At 58.8% G+C, this 16,787-nt stretch carries 11 protein-coding genes; 3 read left to right on the top strand and 8 right to left on the bottom strand.

The features are described from left to right. Nucleotides 1-107: 107 nt before the first annotated feature. Complete coding sequence (locus Q0K10_RS04995) at nt 108-995, top strand: AraC family transcriptional regulator (protein WP_294504052.1); 888 nt, start codon at nt 108-110, stop codon at nt 993-995. Nucleotides 996-1,008: 13 nt separating this feature from the next. On the opposite strand, the gene Q0K10_RS04990 is transcribed toward Q0K10_RS04995, so the two are convergent. Next, nucleotides 1,009-2,733 carry a hypothetical protein gene (locus tag Q0K10_RS04990; RefSeq protein WP_294504049.1) on the bottom strand — a complete coding sequence of 575 codons (1,725 nt, stop codon included), beginning with the start codon at nt 2,731-2,733 and terminating at the stop codon, nt 1,009-1,011. A 400-nt stretch (nt 2,734-3,133) separates the two neighbouring features. Between Q0K10_RS04990 and Q0K10_RS04985 the strand changes: the two genes are divergently transcribed. After that, entirely contained in the window at nt 3,134-4,009 is an 876-nt protein-coding gene (locus Q0K10_RS04985; RefSeq protein WP_294504046.1) for a TIM barrel protein, read from the top strand. 10 nt (nt 4,010-4,019) lie between these two features. Here the strand turns inward: Q0K10_RS04985 and pflA are convergent, their stop codons facing one another. The 3 genes from pflA to Q0K10_RS04970 all read right to left on the bottom strand — a co-directional run bounded on the left by pflA (nt 4,020) and on the right by Q0K10_RS04970 (nt 7,459). After that, nucleotides 4,020-4,751: a pyruvate formate-lyase-activating protein gene (pflA, locus tag Q0K10_RS04980; protein WP_294504041.1), complete on the bottom strand. Its 732-nt coding sequence runs from the start codon at nt 4,749-4,751 to the stop codon at nt 4,020-4,022. 9 nt (nt 4,752-4,760) lie between these two features. Next, the gene (gene pflB, locus Q0K10_RS04975) at nt 4,761-6,980 is read right to left on the bottom strand and encodes a formate C-acetyltransferase (RefSeq protein ID WP_294504038.1); all 2,220 of its coding nucleotides are present in this window, start codon (nt 6,978-6,980) and stop codon (nt 4,761-4,763) included. Nucleotides 6,981-7,048: 68 nt separating this feature from the next. Continuing rightward, on the bottom strand, nt 7,049-7,459 hold the full coding sequence (locus Q0K10_RS04970) for a hypothetical protein (protein WP_294504036.1): 411 nt from the start codon (nt 7,457-7,459) through the stop codon (nt 7,049-7,051). 208 nt (nt 7,460-7,667) lie between these two features. Between Q0K10_RS04970 and Q0K10_RS04965 the strand changes: the two genes are divergently transcribed. Continuing rightward, nucleotides 7,668-9,188 carry a sigma 54-interacting transcriptional regulator gene (locus tag Q0K10_RS04965; protein ID WP_294504032.1) on the top strand — a complete coding sequence of 507 codons (1,521 nt, stop codon included), beginning with the start codon at nt 7,668-7,670 and terminating at the stop codon, nt 9,186-9,188. Between the two features lie 7 nt (nt 9,189-9,195). Here the strand turns inward: Q0K10_RS04965 and Q0K10_RS04960 are convergent, their stop codons facing one another. The 4 genes from Q0K10_RS04960 to glgP form a co-directional block, all read right to left on the bottom strand. Beyond that, complete coding sequence (locus tag Q0K10_RS04960) at nt 9,196-10,371, bottom strand: DUF4349 domain-containing protein (RefSeq protein ID WP_294504028.1); 1,176 nt, start codon at nt 10,369-10,371, stop codon at nt 9,196-9,198. Between the two features lie 78 nt (nt 10,372-10,449). Beyond that, nucleotides 10,450-12,453, bottom strand: coding sequence for an alpha-amylase family glycosyl hydrolase (locus tag Q0K10_RS04955; RefSeq protein ID WP_294504025.1), 2,004 nt, complete (start codon nt 12,451-12,453; stop codon nt 10,450-10,452). 21 nt (nt 12,454-12,474) lie between these two features. Further along, on the bottom strand, nt 12,475-13,992 hold the full coding sequence (locus tag Q0K10_RS04950) for a glycogen synthase (protein ID WP_294504022.1): 1,518 nt from the start codon (nt 13,990-13,992) through the stop codon (nt 12,475-12,477). 86 nt (nt 13,993-14,078) lie between these two features. After that, complete coding sequence (glgP, locus tag Q0K10_RS04945) at nt 14,079-16,622, bottom strand: alpha-glucan family phosphorylase (RefSeq protein WP_294504017.1); 2,544 nt, start codon at nt 16,620-16,622, stop codon at nt 14,079-14,081. Nucleotides 16,623-16,787: the final 165 nt, after the last annotated feature.

The following is a 16,787-nucleotide window of genomic DNA, read 5'->3' as shown; positions in this document are numbered from 1 at the left end:
GTCCCAGAGTTAAGATGAACCTTCTGCCTCTTTTTTCATCCCGCCGAATTAAAAACTTTTGAAATTACCTCATAAAATAAAAAAAGAATATCGAAAACATTAAAAAAATGCGCACAAAGGAAACGATATTCTACTCCTCGATTCAGCCCTGTGCCCCCTTTGACCTGGAGATGCTCTCGGAAGTAAAACCCGGCCGCGGAGGGCTTGCCCCGTTCGACATTGAATTGGCCGGGATCACCCATTGTGGAGAAAAGTTTCTCATCAATTTCAACTCATGCCGGGTGTGCGCGTTCATCCTGACCATCGGAGGCCGGGGATACTGCCGATGCAGCCAGAAGCTGGAAACTCTGACAGACGGAGACCTGCTGATTCTCCGCCCCGGAATGGAAGCGTGTTATTACACGGACAAGAGCCATTTATGGCAGCTTGCCTGGTTCAATTTTCTCGGTGCGCTGCCCGAAGCGCTCCTGAACAGTTACGGATTGAACGGACACTGGTACCTGCCAGGCGTTCACCTGGAGGAGGAGTTCCGGCAGGGGCTGAAACTCTTGAAGAACGAACGGGAAAACACTCTTTTGAAGATGTCTCATTACCTGCTTTCCCTGGTTCAGAGGATCTCGGAAAAGCGCAACAGCCTGTCCTTGAATCCTGAAAGTCGTGCGGCGCTGGCAATCCGAAAATACATCGACACCTGTTTCAACCGCAGAATCACCGTCCATGATCTGGCAGATCTGGTCGGCCGTTCCAAGTCCCAGGTGATCCGGATCTTCCAGAAGAACTTCGGAATGACTCCCTATCAATATCTGTTGGAACGCCGCCTTCGGACAGCGGAAAATTATCTGCTCAGCTCTCAGAAAAACATCAAGGAAATCGCCTATGAAATGGGTTTTCACGACGAATTTCATTTCTCGGCGATGTTCCGAAAACGGAACGGGCTCTCTCCCAGCGCCTTCCGTCAGGCGGGGAGAGGCCTTTCCAAACCGGAAAATCATTGAAAACGATATGCTGTCAGCTTCTTCTGCGGCAGCTCCAGATGGTAAACCCTTCGCTCTTTTCCGGGGGCGCGTTTCGGCCGAAGAGCAGTGTGATAACGAATCCGCCGGCAAGAAAGGTCAACTGTCCCATAATTCCAACCCACGAAAACCCGAGCCCTGCCTCGCAGCCGACACAGAGCCGCCAGAACCAGAACAGCAGCTGGCACGAAAATCCCGCAATTCCGAGTCCACCGTAAAGGAAAAATTTTCGCCATCCGGATTTCCGGAGGAGCCAGGCCGCCGCCAACGCGGTTGCGGTCAGTATCAGACCTGCCGCAAGCTGCGGCATCAGCTCCTGACGATTCTCCACGAGGCCGGACAGAGCCGCAGTATACCAGTAGATCCCCCCCATATTCATTCCCCAGCACAGAAAACAGAACGGCCACGCAATCCCCGGGGAAGCCTTCCGGGTGAGAACAGCCAGAAGAAAAACGGGCAGAATGACGACGGAAAACGCGTCAAATACAACCTGCACCTCCACCACGGACTGCCTGAACCGTTCCGAAAAGACGGCGATCAAAGAAGCCAGCAGTGCGGTAAAAATCCCGACACAGACCGTGCACAGCCGCGAGACGGCAACCTGACCGGCTTCATCAAGTTCCGGCCGGAACAAGCGCAGGTGAAACTCCTTGAGGTAAATCGTCGACATGCTGTTCAACCCGGCGTTGATCGTCGACATGGCCGCGGCCAGCATCGCGGAGATCATCAACCCGAAGAACGGGGACGGCACTTTGGACGACATGAAAATGAAAAAGGCCGTGTCCCCATTCTGTATCCCGGGATCAGGATGCTGATAATAATAGGAGACAATTCCCAGACCGATGAACCACAAAATCAAAGTGAAAGGGATCGACAGCACCGGATTGAGAAAAATCGATTTTCTGGCAGCTTCGTAACTCCTGTTGCAAAGCAGTGTCTGAACCGACATCTGGTCGGCACAACAGGAAAACATCGGCCCGACAATGGCATTGAACAGCAGAATCCAGAAACAGAGGCGGTTTGACACATCAAATTCATAAAAGGACGACTCCTGAAAGAGGGAAAGTCCGTGTCCCTGCTCCAGCGCACAGCGAATTGCAGTAAAGAATCCTCCGTCGATGTTCCAGCACAGAACGACGATCGCGGCTCCCAGTCCGCAAACCAGCACCACAAACTGAATCACATCGGTCCAGATGACGGCTTTGCGTCCGCCGAGAAACGTGTAGAAAATGCCGACAAAACTGGTGAGCAGGATCGACAGAACCGGATGCCAGCCGCAGGCCCCTTCAAAAATCTTTGATGTGGCAAACAGTACCATGGCCAGATACAGCAGCCTGGACCAGCCGTAGATCATTGCCACCACTGTTCGGACGTTCTTGTTGTACCGATGTTCCAGATACGCAAAGGGAGTGAACGATTTCAATATAAAATAGAAGCGTATGAAGATGAAAAACGATAGAATGGTGAACAGCGGCGCCAGCAGAGAAAAAATCCACAGCGAAAGTCCGTGATTGAAAATTTCCCCCGGCACCATCACGATCGAATAGGTGCTGAACAGCCCCATGACAAATCCGATTCCGACAGCCCACCAGGGAAGCGTCCTGCCGCCAAGGAGATACTCTTCCGTACTTTCCGGCTTACGGGAGAACCAGATACCAGCTCCCAGCATGGAAACCATGTAGACAACGACAACAGCATAATCGACCACCCGATTCATCATGAATCATCCCCCCTGTTAAATGACGCTATCAATATTATACAGGAGAAAGAAAGGTTCCGGAATGCAAAAAAGGAGAACATTTCCAAAAAGCATTTAAAAAACACGCAAATCCCCATATTCCGGAAATTCCCCGGAAGCCATCGTTCGCCATCTTCAGCCCGGCTCCACGCCGGAGGCAGCAGGGCTGAACCGATTTCTGCACACAACCTTGTCGTGCACTGTGCGGTTGAACAGAGGGGGATTCCGGAACGAACTCTCCACTCTCCGTCCGCGAAGATCGAACGGGACATACGCGCGCTCTGATTCCGGCAATTTTTCCGAAACGGCACTTGTCATACCCCGAAACCGGTGATATACTATTTCGCGGATGAACCGCATCAACCATCATCAGAGGAACATCATGTACGAGTATGCCGTTTCCGTCAGTGCGGAGCGAATCCGGATTCCGGAGTGGCGCAAGGCGCTTGCCGCAAGCAAGTTTCAACGCATCGAGCTCTCCTGCGGGAATGATATGACCCCCCATGAGGCGGAAGAGCTCACCGGCTTCTGCCGGAACGACAAACTTCTCGGGGGAATCACCTTCGCCTCGATCCACCTCCCCTTCTGGCCGTTCGAACACTTTCCGTTCCCGGCGGGCGAGCGGGAGCGCGAAGAAATCGCGGCGCATCTCTCGGAATTCATCCGGATCACCGCTCCGCTCAAGGCGCGGAACTACACGTTCCACGCGAGCATCGAGCCGAACGCGCCGGAGACGCGTGGCGAACTCCTCCGGAAAACCCGGTCGGTCGTTGCGGCGCTTGGCCGCACCGCCGGTGAAATCGGCGCATCGCTGAACGTTGAACTGCTGCCGCGCACCTGCATCGGCAATACGCCCGAAGAGATGCTCGCATTGACGGACGACATGCCGGAATCGGTCGGAATCTGTTTCGACGTGAATCACTTGACCTATCCGGGAAGTATGGAGCGTGTCCCCGAATTCATCGACCGCCTGCGAGACCGAATCCAGGCATTTCACCTCTCCGACTACGACGGGGTCGACGAGGCGCACTGGCTGCCGGGACTCGGGCTCCTGAACTGGCCGGAGGTCATGGCGGCGATCCGCCGGGTTCCGGGAAAACCGCTGCTGATCTTCGAAACGGCAGTATTGAAACCGCTTTCAGGTCGGCCGCGCGAGATCACCCCCGCGCAGAACTTCCGCAATCTCGAACATGCGGCGTTTTACCTCGAAAACTGTTCCGAGCTGGAATCCCGCGTCGCTGAACTGCGGATTCCATAACGGGAACGCTTCAGACGACGGCCGTCAAACCGGCCGCCGTGAAAATTTCCTCAGCTGTTTTCACTTCGGCGGCGGTCGGTTCCGGAATTCCCGCCAGCGGATCTTCGACCCCGAGCTGCCGCCATTTGAATTCCGCCATACGATGGAACGGCAGCAGTTCGACGCGCTCCACACAGCGGAACCGGGCGAGAAAAGCGGCAAGCTCCTGAAGTTGAGACAATTCAAGCGTGTATCCCGGAACCAGAACATGCCGAATCCAGACCGGCTTACCTTTCGCTTCGCAATCGTCCAGCGTCGCAAGCGCATTCGAATTGTCCGCCCCCGTAAGCCTCCGGCAGAGTTCCGGATCGAACGCCTTGATGTCGAGCAGCAGCAGATCGGCCGCCTCGATCACGCTCCGCGAGTGTGACAACGCATACGCGCCCGAGGTGTCGAGCGCGGTGTGGAAACCCGCCGCCCGGCAGCGCGTCAGGAGTTCGCGCGCGAACTCCGGCTGCGCGAGCGGCTCCCCGCCCGAAAGCGTCACGCCGCCGGAGCGGATGAAGTTCCGGCACGACTCAATCTGCCGCATCAGCTCCGAAACCGTGACCTCACGCCCGCCGCCAAACGGCTGCGTATCGGGGTTGTGGCAGTAGCGGCAGCGCAGCGGACACCCCTGCAGAAACACGACGAACCGCACTCCCGGACCATCGAGTGTGCCGAAGCTCTCGAGCGAATGGATTCTGCCGCAGATCTCCTGCACGATCCCTCCTCAGAACCGGTTGTGGAACGTACGGTTCACCACGTCGAGCTGCTGCTCTCGGGTCAGCCGGATGAAGTTCACGGCGTAGCCGGAAACCCGGATCGTGAGCTGCGGATACTTCTCCGGATGATCCATCGCGTCGAGCAGCATTTCGCGGTGCAACACGTTCACGTTCAAATGGTGCCCGCGCTCGGCGAAATAACCGTCGAGCAGCGTAATCAGATTCTCACGCTTCTCCTCCGGAGTTTTCCCGAGCGAACCCGGCACGATCGAAAACGTGTTGCTGATTCCGTCCTCGGCATAGTCGTAGGGAAGTTTCGCAACCGACTTCAAAGAGGCGACCGCTCCGTTCACATCGCGCCCGTGCATCGGATTCGCGCCCGGCGCGAACGGCTCGCCCGACTTGCGGCCGTCCGGAGTCGAAGCGGTTTTCTTGCCGTACATCACATTGCTCGTGATCGTCAGGATCGACATGGTCGGCTTCGAGTTCCGGTAGGTCTTGTGGCGTGCGAGCTTCCGCTGGAACGACTTGACGATCCCGACCGCAATCGAGTCCACCCGGTCGTCATTGTTGCCGAACTTCGGGAAATCCCCCTCGGTGATGAACTCGCTGACCAGCCCGGCCTCATTCATGATCGGTTTCACTTTCGCGTATTTGATTGCCGACAAGCTGTCGGCCAGGACCGAGAGCCCTGCGATGCCTCCGGCCATGGTACGGACGATCTCCTCGTCGTGCAGCGCCATTTCGATCCGCTCGTAGCAGTATTTATCGTGCATGTAGTGGATGATGTTCAGCGTGTCGATGTAGAGTTTCGCGAGCCAGTCGGTGATCTCCTCGAAGTTCCGCATGACCTCGTTGTAGTCGAGGTACTCGCAGTTCCCGAGGAACGGGATCGCCGGTCCGATCTGTTCGTTGTTGCACTTCACGTCGCGTCCGCCGTTGATCGCGTAAAGCAGAGCCTTGGCCAGGTTGCAGCGGGCGCCGAAGAACTGCATCTGCTTGCCGATCCGCATCGCCGAAACGCAGCACGCGATGCCGTAGTCGTCGCCGAATTTGACCCGCATGAGGTCGTCATTCTCATACTGAATCGACGAAGTCTGGATCGAAATGTCCGCGCAGAACCGTTTGAAGTTCTCCGGCAGACGCGCACTCCAAAGCACCGTGAGGTTCGGCTCCGGCGCCGGGCCGAGATTCACGAGCGTGTGCAGAAAACGGTAACTCATCTTCGTCACCATGTGCCGCCCGTCGAGCGACATCCCGCCGACCGACTCGGTCACCCAGGTCGGATCGCCGCTGAAGAGCTCGTCGTAGGCGGGCGTGCGCAGAAACCGCACGATCCGCAGCTTCATGATGAAGTGATCGACGAACTCCTGAATCTCAGACTCCGTATATTTTCCGCTCGCGAGATCGCGTTCGGCGTAGCAGTCGAGGAACGTCGAGATCCGCCCGATCGACATCGCCGCGCCGTTCTGCTCCTTGACTGCCGCGAGGTAGGCGAAATAGAGCCACTGAATCGCCTCCTTCGTGTCCTGCGCCGGGCGGGAGATGTCGAAGCCGTATTTCTGTGCCATCTCCTTGAGTTCCCCCAGGGATTTGATCTGCTCGGCGACCTCCTCGCGTCTGCGGATCAGATCGGAATCCATCACATCGAAGACCATCTCGCGTTTTGCGCGCTTCTTCTCCTCGATGAGGAAGTCCACGCCGTAGAGCGGCACCCGGCGGTAGTCGCCGATGATGCGGCCGCGCCCGTAGGAGTCGGGCAGTCCAGTAATCACGCCCGCATGGCGAACCCGTTTCATCTCGTCGGTGTAGACGTCGAAGACGCCGTCGTTGTGGGTCTTGCGGTAGCGGAACACATGTTCGACCGTCGGATCCATCTTCCGCCCGTAGGCTTCGAGTTCGGTATGGATGAGCCGGATGCCGCCGAACGGCATGATCGCGCGTTTGAGCGGTTCATCGGTCTGGAGCCCGACGATGGTTTCGAGCTCCCGGTCGATGTACCCGGCCTCGTGCGATGTGATCGTTGAAATCGTCTTTTCGTCGATGTCGTAAACGCCGTTGCGTTCACGCTCCAGCTTCATCCGCTCCGAGAGCTCCTCCCAGAGCCGCAGCGTCCGCGCGGTCGGCGGCGCAAGAAATTCGCGATCGCCATCGTAAGGCGTGTAGTTGAGCTGAATAAAATCCCTGACGTTCACTTCCGTGCGCCAGGCGCCGTCATTGAAATCCATAATCGAAACATCCTTTTTTAAAAATGAGAAAGGTTATCAAATTAATATAGCGCACCCTCTCTTCTTTTTCAATGCGTCAAACCGCATTTCCTCCGGATTCTCCTTGCGAAGATGGATGCGTCGAACAGACAGACAAGCAAGTAGACGCCCGGCATGACCGTCAGCGCCACAGCGAGCGGCGCGACTGTGAGCAAAGCGGAACCCCAGACCGTCCCGGACTCCGCAAGCGCCTCATACGCGAAAAAAAGTGCGGCAGCTCCCGCGGCCGCCGGAAGATACCGCCCCAGCGGCGTCAGTTCCGACCGTCCGAAGCAGCAAAGCAACAGCGTCATCCCGCAGGCGGGCAGGACAGTCAGCGCAAGCAGTACCGCCCCGTACCAGTGCGCCGCGAGCTCATAGGGCGGCAGGCCAAAAAACAGTGCGGCAAACGCCGCGGCGACCGGCGTCACAACCGGTTTTCTCCTGAATGATCGTTTCATGATCGTCTCCTTTCTCACGGGTTTCGGTTCCTGCCGCATATCAGCAAAAGGCGTGCCGATTCTCGAAAAATTTACACAACCGATTTTATACAAACATCTTACAATCGCAGAACGGAAATCATATCGGCAAAATCGCCAAACATTTCATGCACAGCACTTGACATTTCATGTACAGAAATTATAGTAAATCCCGAAACGGGAGGCGGGCATGAAACTATTCACGGAGCAGGAGGCGCCGCTGCTGCGGGCGCTCGGAAAACTCAACTACACGAACCCCTTCACGCCGGAACGGCTGGAGCTCGAAGAGATCATTCTCGGCCGCCCCCCCGCCCCCGAGCGGCGCGTATGGAACATGCACGACGGCGCACGCGGCACCCGCGAGGACGTCACGGAACTTGCGGAACTTGCAAAACACTGGGCGAACGAACTGCGCCGCCGCACGGAACTGCCCGGCGTGAAACTCGACGGAACCGCGCTCGACGTGGCGGAACCGGTCGTCATCTACCATTTGTTCGAAAAACATCGCGCCGCAATGACCGCGCAGATGCTCAACTCCCCGGACGAAACCCGTTTCCCATGTTACGATGAGTTCGCGGCGGACTTCGACTACTTCCTGAACCGTCCCGGCCGGCGTCTCCAATGCAGTTACGAGCCGGAACGGACATTCGCGATCTACTTTCAGATCCACCGGGCGTTCCACCACATCTTCGACTTTCTGATCGGGGGAACGCTCGCGGCGGGGAAACTGCGCGCGGAAGTGTGGCAGTCGCTCTTCACGGTGGACATCTACCGCTACCACCGCGCACTCTACAACCGGATGCAGGAGATCAACACGCTCATCACGGGAGAGTCGGGAACCGGCAAGGAGCTCGTTGCGCGCGCAATCGCACTCTCGCAGTACATTCCGTTCGATGCGCGCAGTCGCCGCTTCCGCACCGCCTATCCGGGCTGTTTCCGGCCCGTGCACCTCTCAGCGCTGCCGCAGACGATGCTCGAATCGGAACTCTTCGGCCACCGCAAGGGAGCCTACACCGGGGCGCTTTCGGACCGGGTCGGCTACCTTGAAGCATGCGATCCTTCCGACGCGGTCCTGCTCGATGAGATCGGTGAAATCAACGCCGAAGTGCAGGTCAAACTTCTGCGCGTGCTCCAGACCCGCCGTTTCCAGCGGCTCGGCGACAACGCCGAACGCGAGTTCTCCGGGAAGATCATCGCCGCCACGAACCGTGATCTCGCCCGTGCGTGCCGCGAAGGGAAGTTCCGGAACGACCTCTATTACCGGCTCTGCAGCGACACGATCGAAACCGTTCCGCTGCGCGACCTCACCGGCGGCTCTCCGGCCGAACTCGAAAAATTCGTCGACATCCTCGCCGGGCGGCTGCTCGGCGAAGAGGAGTCGAAACGGTTTCTCCCGGAAGCGATGGAGTGGATCATCCGCCACCTCGGCGCGGAGTATCCGTGGCCGGGCAACGTGCGCGAGCTCGAACAGTGCGTCCGCAATCTCGTCATCCGCGGCAGCTACACCCCCGCGCCCCCCGCGGAACCGGCGGAAAACGCGGAACGCCCGGAGCTCGAACGGCTTCTCTCCCGCTGCACGTTGAGCGCGGACGAGCTTCTGCGCACCTATGTGGGCCTCGTCCGCCGCCGCGCCGGAAGCTGCGTCAAGGCGGCCGAACAGCTCAAGCTCGACCGCCGGACCGTCGCGAAATACCTCCCGCCGGAACCGTAAAACCGCTTCAGAAATCGAAACTCTGCGCAGCGGCCTTCACCGCCTCGAGCCGTTCGCCGAACGATTTGGCCGGGCCCCAGAACTCGATCAGGCACACCTCGCGGTCACCTGGAATGAAACAGCAGGAGTTCTGTGGGTACATCAGGCAGAGCCAGTAGCCGTCGGAGCTGCGCTTCGCCTCGAACATCACGGCTTCCGTGCCGTCCGGAAGCATGACGGCCTCCTCCTTGAGATCCGTAAAACGGTTCACGTCCGAAAGCGAACGGCGCGCAAGCATCCGCCAGAAGTCGAGGTCCGCCCCCTCCAGCCCCGGCCGCCGGGTCAACCGCAGCACACAATCGTCCGCACTCACGGCCCAGAGCTGCCGGAAATCATCCTTGCGCGTAGATGCCAGTACGGCAAAACCGTCCGGAATCTCAAGTCCAAACGGCAGTTCCGCACAGCCGTTCGGCCGTGGCAGCCCGCTCCCTCCATCCCCGAGTTCGCCCATCCACGGGACCGGCAGCTGAGGCACGAACACGATCGGTTGCGTCTGGTTCAGGCGCAAGGTCAGCGTCACATAATCGATCCGGTTGTTCAGGCCCGCGAGCTGTGCTTCGTACCGCTCGATGTCAGTCACGACCCGGTTCAGCTCCTGCTCGACTTTCAGCGCATCCTCGACTTTCTCCGCCTTTTCGAGCAGCGCCAGAAGCCGGGTGCGCATCTTCCGGAGATTCTCAAGCCGGATCTCCACATCGACGACCTGCGCGGTCACGTCGGAGCCGACAATGCTGCGGCTGTTGACCGAACCGCACGCTTCAATCTTTGAAAGCAGTTCCTCGGCCTTCGCGACCGGAATGCGCAGCACGCCGCCATGGTCGTTCGACTCCTGCACATAACCGCCGGACTCCTTGACCATCGCTTCGATCTTCCGCAACGTTCCGGCGAGGTCGTCCACGCTCATCGCGAGCGTCACGGTGTAACTCACTTTCCGCCCCGGCTGAGCCTCGAAACGTTTGGCGGCAACTCCGCGAGCCGCTTTGGCAGCGGGAACAACGTTCAGGTGGTCCACCATCACTGCCGCCGGAGCGGGGATAGCCGCTTCCGCAACCGCCATATCCTGATTCAGAGTATTCGTTCCGGCACACCCGGCAAAGCAGAACGGCAGAAGCAACGAAGAAAAAAGCAAAGTCGATTTCATCATAAAATTCCCTCCGTGATCGAATGGATGCACTGAGGGAATCTATCACGTTTTCCGGAAAATGCAAACCGTTTTCCGCGCTCAGTGGTCACGCCGTGCGAGAACGAGCGCAGTCCGGCACGGCAGATAGAGTCTGAGCTGTGAATCGACCGGGAAATGCTCCTCCCCCGGCGTCCGCAGCGCGAACCCGCCGAACTCCGCCGCATCGGAGTCGAGCACCGTCCGGTAGACCCCGTCCCGAACCTCGAATCCATAGTCGAAGCAGGAGTTCTCCGGATGGAAGTTGAAACAGAAATAAAGATCATCGCGCTCAAACACCACGATCTTCGCCGATTCATCAAGCCGGACCAGCTGCGGCACGCACGCGGAAAAATCCGGGTGCTCCGTCACGAGCTTCAACATCGCCCGGTCGAAGTCGGCGAGGAAATGGAAGCGCAGTTTCGGATCGTCCGCAAGCGACCACTGCCGCCGCGCGTGCATCATCGACCAGTGGTTCCCCTCGCGCGGGAAATCGATCCACTCCGGATGACCGAACTCGTTGCCCATGAAGTTCAAATATCCGTGTCCGGCCGTTCCGAGCGTCGCGAGGCGCATCATTTTGTGCAGCGCGACCGCGCGGTCGATCTCAAGATTCTGAGAGCCGACGTGCATCGCGTCGTACATCGCCGCGTCCGCAAGGCGGAAGATTGCACTCTTGCCGCCGACAATCGCCTGGTCGTGACACTCCGCATAGCTGACCGACTTCTCGTCGCGGCGGCGGTTGCACAGTTCGTGGTACATCCAGCCGACCGGCCACGCCTCGTCCGGGATGTCGAAGAGCTTGAACCACATGTCCGTCACCCCCATCGCCATGCGGTAGTCGAAACCGATCCCGCCGGGCTGATTCTGCGAGGCGGCCAGCCCCGGCATGCCGCTCACATCCTCCGCGACGGTCATCGCGTCCGGACGCACCGCGTGGATCACCCGGTTTGCGAGCCCGAGATAGCAGACAGCATCCTCATCGACCTCCGGGCCAAAGTAGTCCGCATACGACGTGAACGCCTTGCCGAGACCGTGATGCAGGTACATCATGCTCGTCACCCCGTCAAACCGGAAACCGTCGATGTGAAACTCATCGAGATAATAGCGGCAGTTCGACAGCAGGAAGTGCAGCACCTCCGGCTTCGCGTAATCGAACAGCAGCGAATCCCACGCCGAATGCTCTCCTCGCGCACCCTCATGAAAAAATGCAGTCCGTGTCCCGTCATAACGTCCGAGCCCCTCGACCTCGTTCCGGGTCGCATGCGAATGCACCAGGTCGATGATAATCCGCAATCCGAGTCCGTGGGCGGCGTCGACCAGCTCCTTGAACTCGTCCGGCGTCCCGAAACGGCTCGCCACGGCGAAAAAGTTCGCAACGTGATAGCCGAAACTTCCGTAGTACGGATGCCCCATGATCGCCATGAGCTGAACCGTGTTGTAGCCCGCCGCCGCAATGCGCGGAAGCGTCTTTGTGCGGAACTCCGCAAAGCTGCCGACCTTCGGCTCCTCCTGCGCCATACCGACATGCGACTCGTAAATGAGCGGCATCGCCGGAGGCGGCGGAACCGGATTGCGAAACGCATAAGGCCGCTCCGGAGCATAGACCTGCGCCGAAAAGAGATTCGTCACCGGATCCTGCACCACACAGCGCGCATAAGCGGGCACGCGGTCGCCTGACCCGCCGTTCCACTCCATCTTCAGAAGATAGTGGTCGCCGTGATGCAGCGCGCCGGCCGGGAGTTTCAGCTCCCAGCATCCATGCTCCAGAGGCTTCATCTCGAATTCGGAGCGCTCCTCCCAGTTGTTGAAGTCGCCGCGCACGGCAATCCGCACCGCATTCGGCGCCCACTCGCGGAATACCCACCCGGATCCCGTCCGGTGCAGCCCGAAATACTCGTGCCCGGAGGCGAAATCGGCCAGACTCCCCTCTCCTCCGGTCAGACGTCGCGCCATGTGCTCCATGCGTCGGCTCCGCTCCTCCAGCGCGCCCCGGTACGGCGCAAGATACGGATCGGCCGCCAGCGGAACGGGCGCGTTGCTCAATCGGACGAAACCGTTGTTCATCACATGAACTCCTTCCGTTCCTCAGTGCTGAACCAGCGGACGCGCCAGCATGTTCTCGTAGATCCGGATGTACTCCTGAGCGGTCACATCGTGATTGAAGCGAAGTTTCGACTCGCGCATCACGCGGGAGATCTCCCGCTCCTTGACCTCCGCGGGCAACGCCCAGAAGCGCATCGCCTCGTCCATCGCCCACATGAGTCCGCCGTCATCATAAGTTTCGAACGGGAAACCATTTCCGGTGTGCTGTTCGACATTCATGCGTTCAACCGTGTCATGCAGCCCGCCCGTATCATGGACGACCGGCAGGCTCCCGAAGTACTGACTGGTCATCTGCGGCAGCCCGCACGGCTCGAAGAGCGACGGCATCAGAATGAAATCACTCGCCGCGAACGCCAGATGCGAAAGTCCCTCGTCGAAATCGCAGACCAGCACCCGGTCGTAGAAGTCATGCTGCGCAACGATGTTCCGGAAAATCGGCTGATAACTGCCGTTCGCGACCACCGCAATCTGCAACCCCTGATCCCAGTATTTGTGGACCACCTGATAGAGAATATCCGTCAACAGCGAGCACCCTTTCTGCATCGGATCCAGACGCGACGGCCAGAAGAAGAGCGGCGCATTCTGATCGACCCGAAGCCCCGTGCGCGACTGAAACGCGATTTTATTGACCTGTTTGGCTTTCACATGCGTCTCGGCGTCGTACTTCATCTCGATGTAGGGATCGCTCTCGGGAGTGCTGTTTTCGTCCGGCGAATTCAGAATGCCCGAGGCGCAGCCAGCATGATACTTGTTGGCCATCTCGGTGCGGATGTTCGCCGGGACGAACGAATGCCGCCCCTCCACAACCTCTTTCAGAAAAGTCGGACTGACCGTATTGATGAAGTGTGCCGCGAAAATCCCCGAAGCGAGCATGTCAACCGGGTTGTTGGAACGACTCTCTTCATAGTTGTACGGAGGACGTTCGTAGTAGAGATTCTGCCAGAAAGGAGCCGCGTCGATGCCGCGATCCTCGATCTGTGCGAGCGTCGCCTTGTAAGTGTGAATGTTATGCACGGTGAAAAGGCACGGAATCCCCATGCGGCGGGCCGCCGCCGGAATCAGCCCGGTCATCCAGTCGTTGCAGTGAATCAGATCCGGCTTCACCTCGGGAATGATATTGTTGATCACTTCCCGCTGAAACGCCATCGCCTGCAGAAAACTGTCCTGCGAATAACTGCTGTACACCGAATCACGGTAGTAGAAGATCCGGTCCTCCGCAAGGTGGATCCGGCTGTTGTGCAAGTGGCTCATGTAGACACGCAATTCATCGCTGATGAGCTTGCCCACATCCACATGGAACATCTTCCGGTAATGCGGCAGCGCAACGTGAACGTCGGCTCCCTGACGGTACAACGCTCCGACCAGAGACGCCGAAACATCCGCGAGACCGCCCGCCTTCGCATGCAGGGTGTTGGCCATGTTGCCCATCCCTTCCGGAAGATAGGTGATCTCCGGCGTCACGACCAGAATGGTCGGCGATGCTTGAAACGCTCTTCTCATATCTATCGGTCTCCTCTTCTGAAACAGGTCAACGCGGGGAGGAAGGAGACAAACTCCGACCTCCCCGAACGTACGTTCTCGTTAACTTACCGCGGCCAGCACATGAAGCCCGGGACGCTGTTGTCCCAGTCGTGTCCCGCCGCTTTGATCCGGGCGGTCAGCCCGAAGCGTCCGGATGCCTGGCAGACGATTTCGCAGGAGAACCGGTAGTTGTTGTCCGGAAGCTCCTCAACCATCTCCATTTTCTCGACGCCGCTTTCCACAATTTCGTTGTGAACGTTGACCGTTCCGTAGTAGGCCTCGATCTCGACCTCATCCGGCCGCAATCCCGCGAGGTAGACATGCGTGGAAACCTTGAAGGTATCGCCGACGTGCATATCCGAGAGATTCCCCTCGACCGTCGGACGCTCGATGTAAAGTTTGCCGCCGTCAAATGCCTCGACCAGCCGTTCCTTCTCCGCGACAAGCGTCTTCGCATAGGCTGCATCGTCCGCAGTGAGCTTGCGGTAGGAGGCCTCGGCCGGCTCGTAGAAGAACCGGTTGTACTCCTCGACCATGCGCTCGCTGGAAAAATCCCCGAGCCCGGTCACGATCGACGCCTTCATCCGCTTGATCCAGCGCACCGGCAGATCGCCGTTGGAACGCTCGTAGAAGCACGGGATGATCTCGTTTTCGAGCAGATTGAAAAGCTGCTGCGATTCGTAGTTGTCGCGATCTTCATCCTCGGTGTAGTAGTCGTTGCCCTCGATCGCCCAGCCGTTTTCGCCGTTGTACGCCTCGGCCCACCATCCGTCGAGAATGCTGCAGTTGATCACACCGTTGATCGCGGCTTTCATGCCGGATGTTCCGCTCGCCTCCTGCGGACGGCGCGGCGTGTTGAGCCAGACGTCGACCCCCTGGGTCAGACTGCGCGCCATGCCGATGTCGTAGTTTTCCAGAAACACCAGACGATCCTGCACGCCGTGGGTCTCGGCAAACTGGACCAGATCCTGGATGAGTTTCTTCCCGGCGTCGTCGGCGGGATGCGCCTTGCCGGCGAAGATGAACTGCACGGGACGCACCGTATCCTTCAACAGCGCGAGCAGCCGGTCCGGATTGCGCAACAGCAGCGTGCCGCGTTTGTAAGTCGCGAACCGACGCGCGAAACCGATGGTCAGAACATCAGGAGAGAGCGCATTCTTCGCGAGATCCGCCTCCTTGCCGTGCCCGGAAAGATACCGCACATTGCTCTGAATGAGTTTGCGGGCACGCCGGACCAGCGACTGACGGCAGAGTTCATGCGCCATCCAGAGCTCCTCGTCCGGCAGCGTGTTGATCCCCTCGACGAGCTGATCGAGCGGCGGATTGTGCGCCCACTTCGGCGTGAGGTAGCGTTCATAAAGCCCCCAGAGCCGGGACGACACCCACGAAGCGATGTGCACGCCGTTCGTGATGTGTTTGATCGGAATTTCGGAAACCGAACGCTGCGGCCAGAGATTCTTCCACATTTCACGGGCAACCTCGCCATGCAGCTTGCTCACGCCGTTGCTGTAATCCGCAAGCCGCAGACCGAAAACCGTCATCGACATTTCGCTGGCGTGGTTGCGGTCATTGATCGGAATGCCCCAGCGGATCACCCGGTTCACATCGAGATGCGCCTCCGCGGCAAACACGTTCAGATACGGACGCAGCAACCCGATGTCAAACACCTCGTTGCCGGCCGGAACCGGCGTATGCGTCGTAAAGACGTTCGACCGCCAGACCGTCTCGAGCGCCACGTTCGGATCGTAACCGAAGTCGTTGACCAGATGGGAAATGCGCGCAAGAGAAAGAAATCCGGCATGTCCCTCGTTCATATGGCAGACCGACGGCTCGTACCCCATCGCCAGCAGCGCCTTGAATCCGCCGATGCCGAGCAGAAGTTCCTGATGCAGCCGCATACGCTTGTCGCCGCCGTAGAGCCGCCATGAGACCTCGCGCAGATCCGGCGGATTCTCCGGGATTTCCGTATCGAGCAGCACAAGCGGCACATTGCCGACCCAGAGGACCCAGACCGCGGCGAAGAGCTGGCGGTCGATCAGCGGAATGCTGATGGTGATTCCGTTCCCCTCCTTGTCCCGGGCGCGCACGAGCGGCAGATTGTGAATCTCCGAGACCGGATAGTGTTCGATCTGCCAGCCGTTCCGGTCGAGCACCTGCGTGAAGTATCCCTGCCGGTAGAGCAGACCGACCGCCACCAGCGGCAGCGAAAGATCGCTTGCGGCCTTCAGATGGTCGCCGGCCAGAACGCCGAGACCGCCGGAAAAGATCCGGATGCTCTCATGAATGCCGAATTCGAGGGAAAAATAGGCAATATCCCGCTTCCGGGCCTCCTTATCCTTCGGAACCTGCCGCTCGAAATCGGCCTGTACCGCCCGCAGATGGCGGCGGTAGACCGGATCACGCGCAAGCTCCTCCAGACGGGACTGCGGAACAGTCCGCAGAAACTGTTTCGCGTTGCCGGAAAGTTCGCGCCAGAGATTCGGGTTGATGCGCACAAAAAGCTCGATCGCCATCGGGTGCCAGCACCACCAGATATTGTCGGAGAGCGTCTCCAGAAATTTCAGTTCCTCGGGAATGCGCGGCCCGACGTTATATAATTGTACATCCATGATGTTCAGCCTTTCCAACTCAAAAAAAACACAATACCAAGCCCGGACTCATGCACGCCGGAACGTCCATCCTGTCCGAAGAACGCCGCTCCGGAGTCCAGCGCCGAAACGCAGCCGGCAGAGAGACCTTCTCCCGTGCCGATCCCGCGATTCGCCGGGCTTTCT

The sequence above is a fragment of the uncultured Victivallis sp. genome (assembly GCF_944391105.1).
Classification (GTDB): domain Bacteria; phylum Verrucomicrobiota; class Lentisphaeria; order Victivallales; family Victivallaceae; genus Victivallis.
The sequence above is the reverse complement of the archived record's forward strand: the minus strand, read 5'-3'. Positions and strand labels throughout refer to the sequence as shown.

Coding starts and splice junctions, on each gene's coding strand:
- Q0K10_RS04995 (WP_294504052.1), top strand. CDS start 108: ATGCGCACAAAGGAAACGATATTCTACTCCTCGATTCAGCCCTGTGCC.
- Q0K10_RS04990 (WP_294504049.1), bottom strand. CDS start 2,733: ATGATGAATCGGGTGGTCGATTATGCTGTTGTCGTTGTCTACATGGTT.
- Q0K10_RS04985 (WP_294504046.1), top strand. CDS start 3,134: ATGTACGAGTATGCCGTTTCCGTCAGTGCGGAGCGAATCCGGATTCCG.
- pflB (WP_294504038.1), bottom strand. CDS start 6,980: ATGGATTTCAATGACGGCGCCTGGCGCACGGAAGTGAACGTCAGGGAT.
- Q0K10_RS04970 (WP_294504036.1), bottom strand. CDS start 7,459: ATGAAACGATCATTCAGGAGAAAACCGGTTGTGACGCCGGTCGCCGCG.
- Q0K10_RS04965 (WP_294504032.1), top strand. CDS start 7,668: ATGAAACTATTCACGGAGCAGGAGGCGCCGCTGCTGCGGGCGCTCGGA.
- Q0K10_RS04960 (WP_294504028.1), bottom strand. CDS start 10,371: ATGATGAAATCGACTTTGCTTTTTTCTTCGTTGCTTCTGCCGTTCTGC.
- Q0K10_RS04955 (WP_294504025.1), bottom strand. CDS start 12,453: ATGAACAACGGTTTCGTCCGATTGAGCAACGCGCCCGTTCCGCTGGCG.
- Q0K10_RS04950 (WP_294504022.1), bottom strand. CDS start 13,992: ATGAGAAGAGCGTTTCAAGCATCGCCGACCATTCTGGTCGTGACGCCG.
- glgP (WP_294504017.1), bottom strand. CDS start 16,622: ATGGATGTACAATTATATAACGTCGGGCCGCGCATTCCCGAGGAACTG.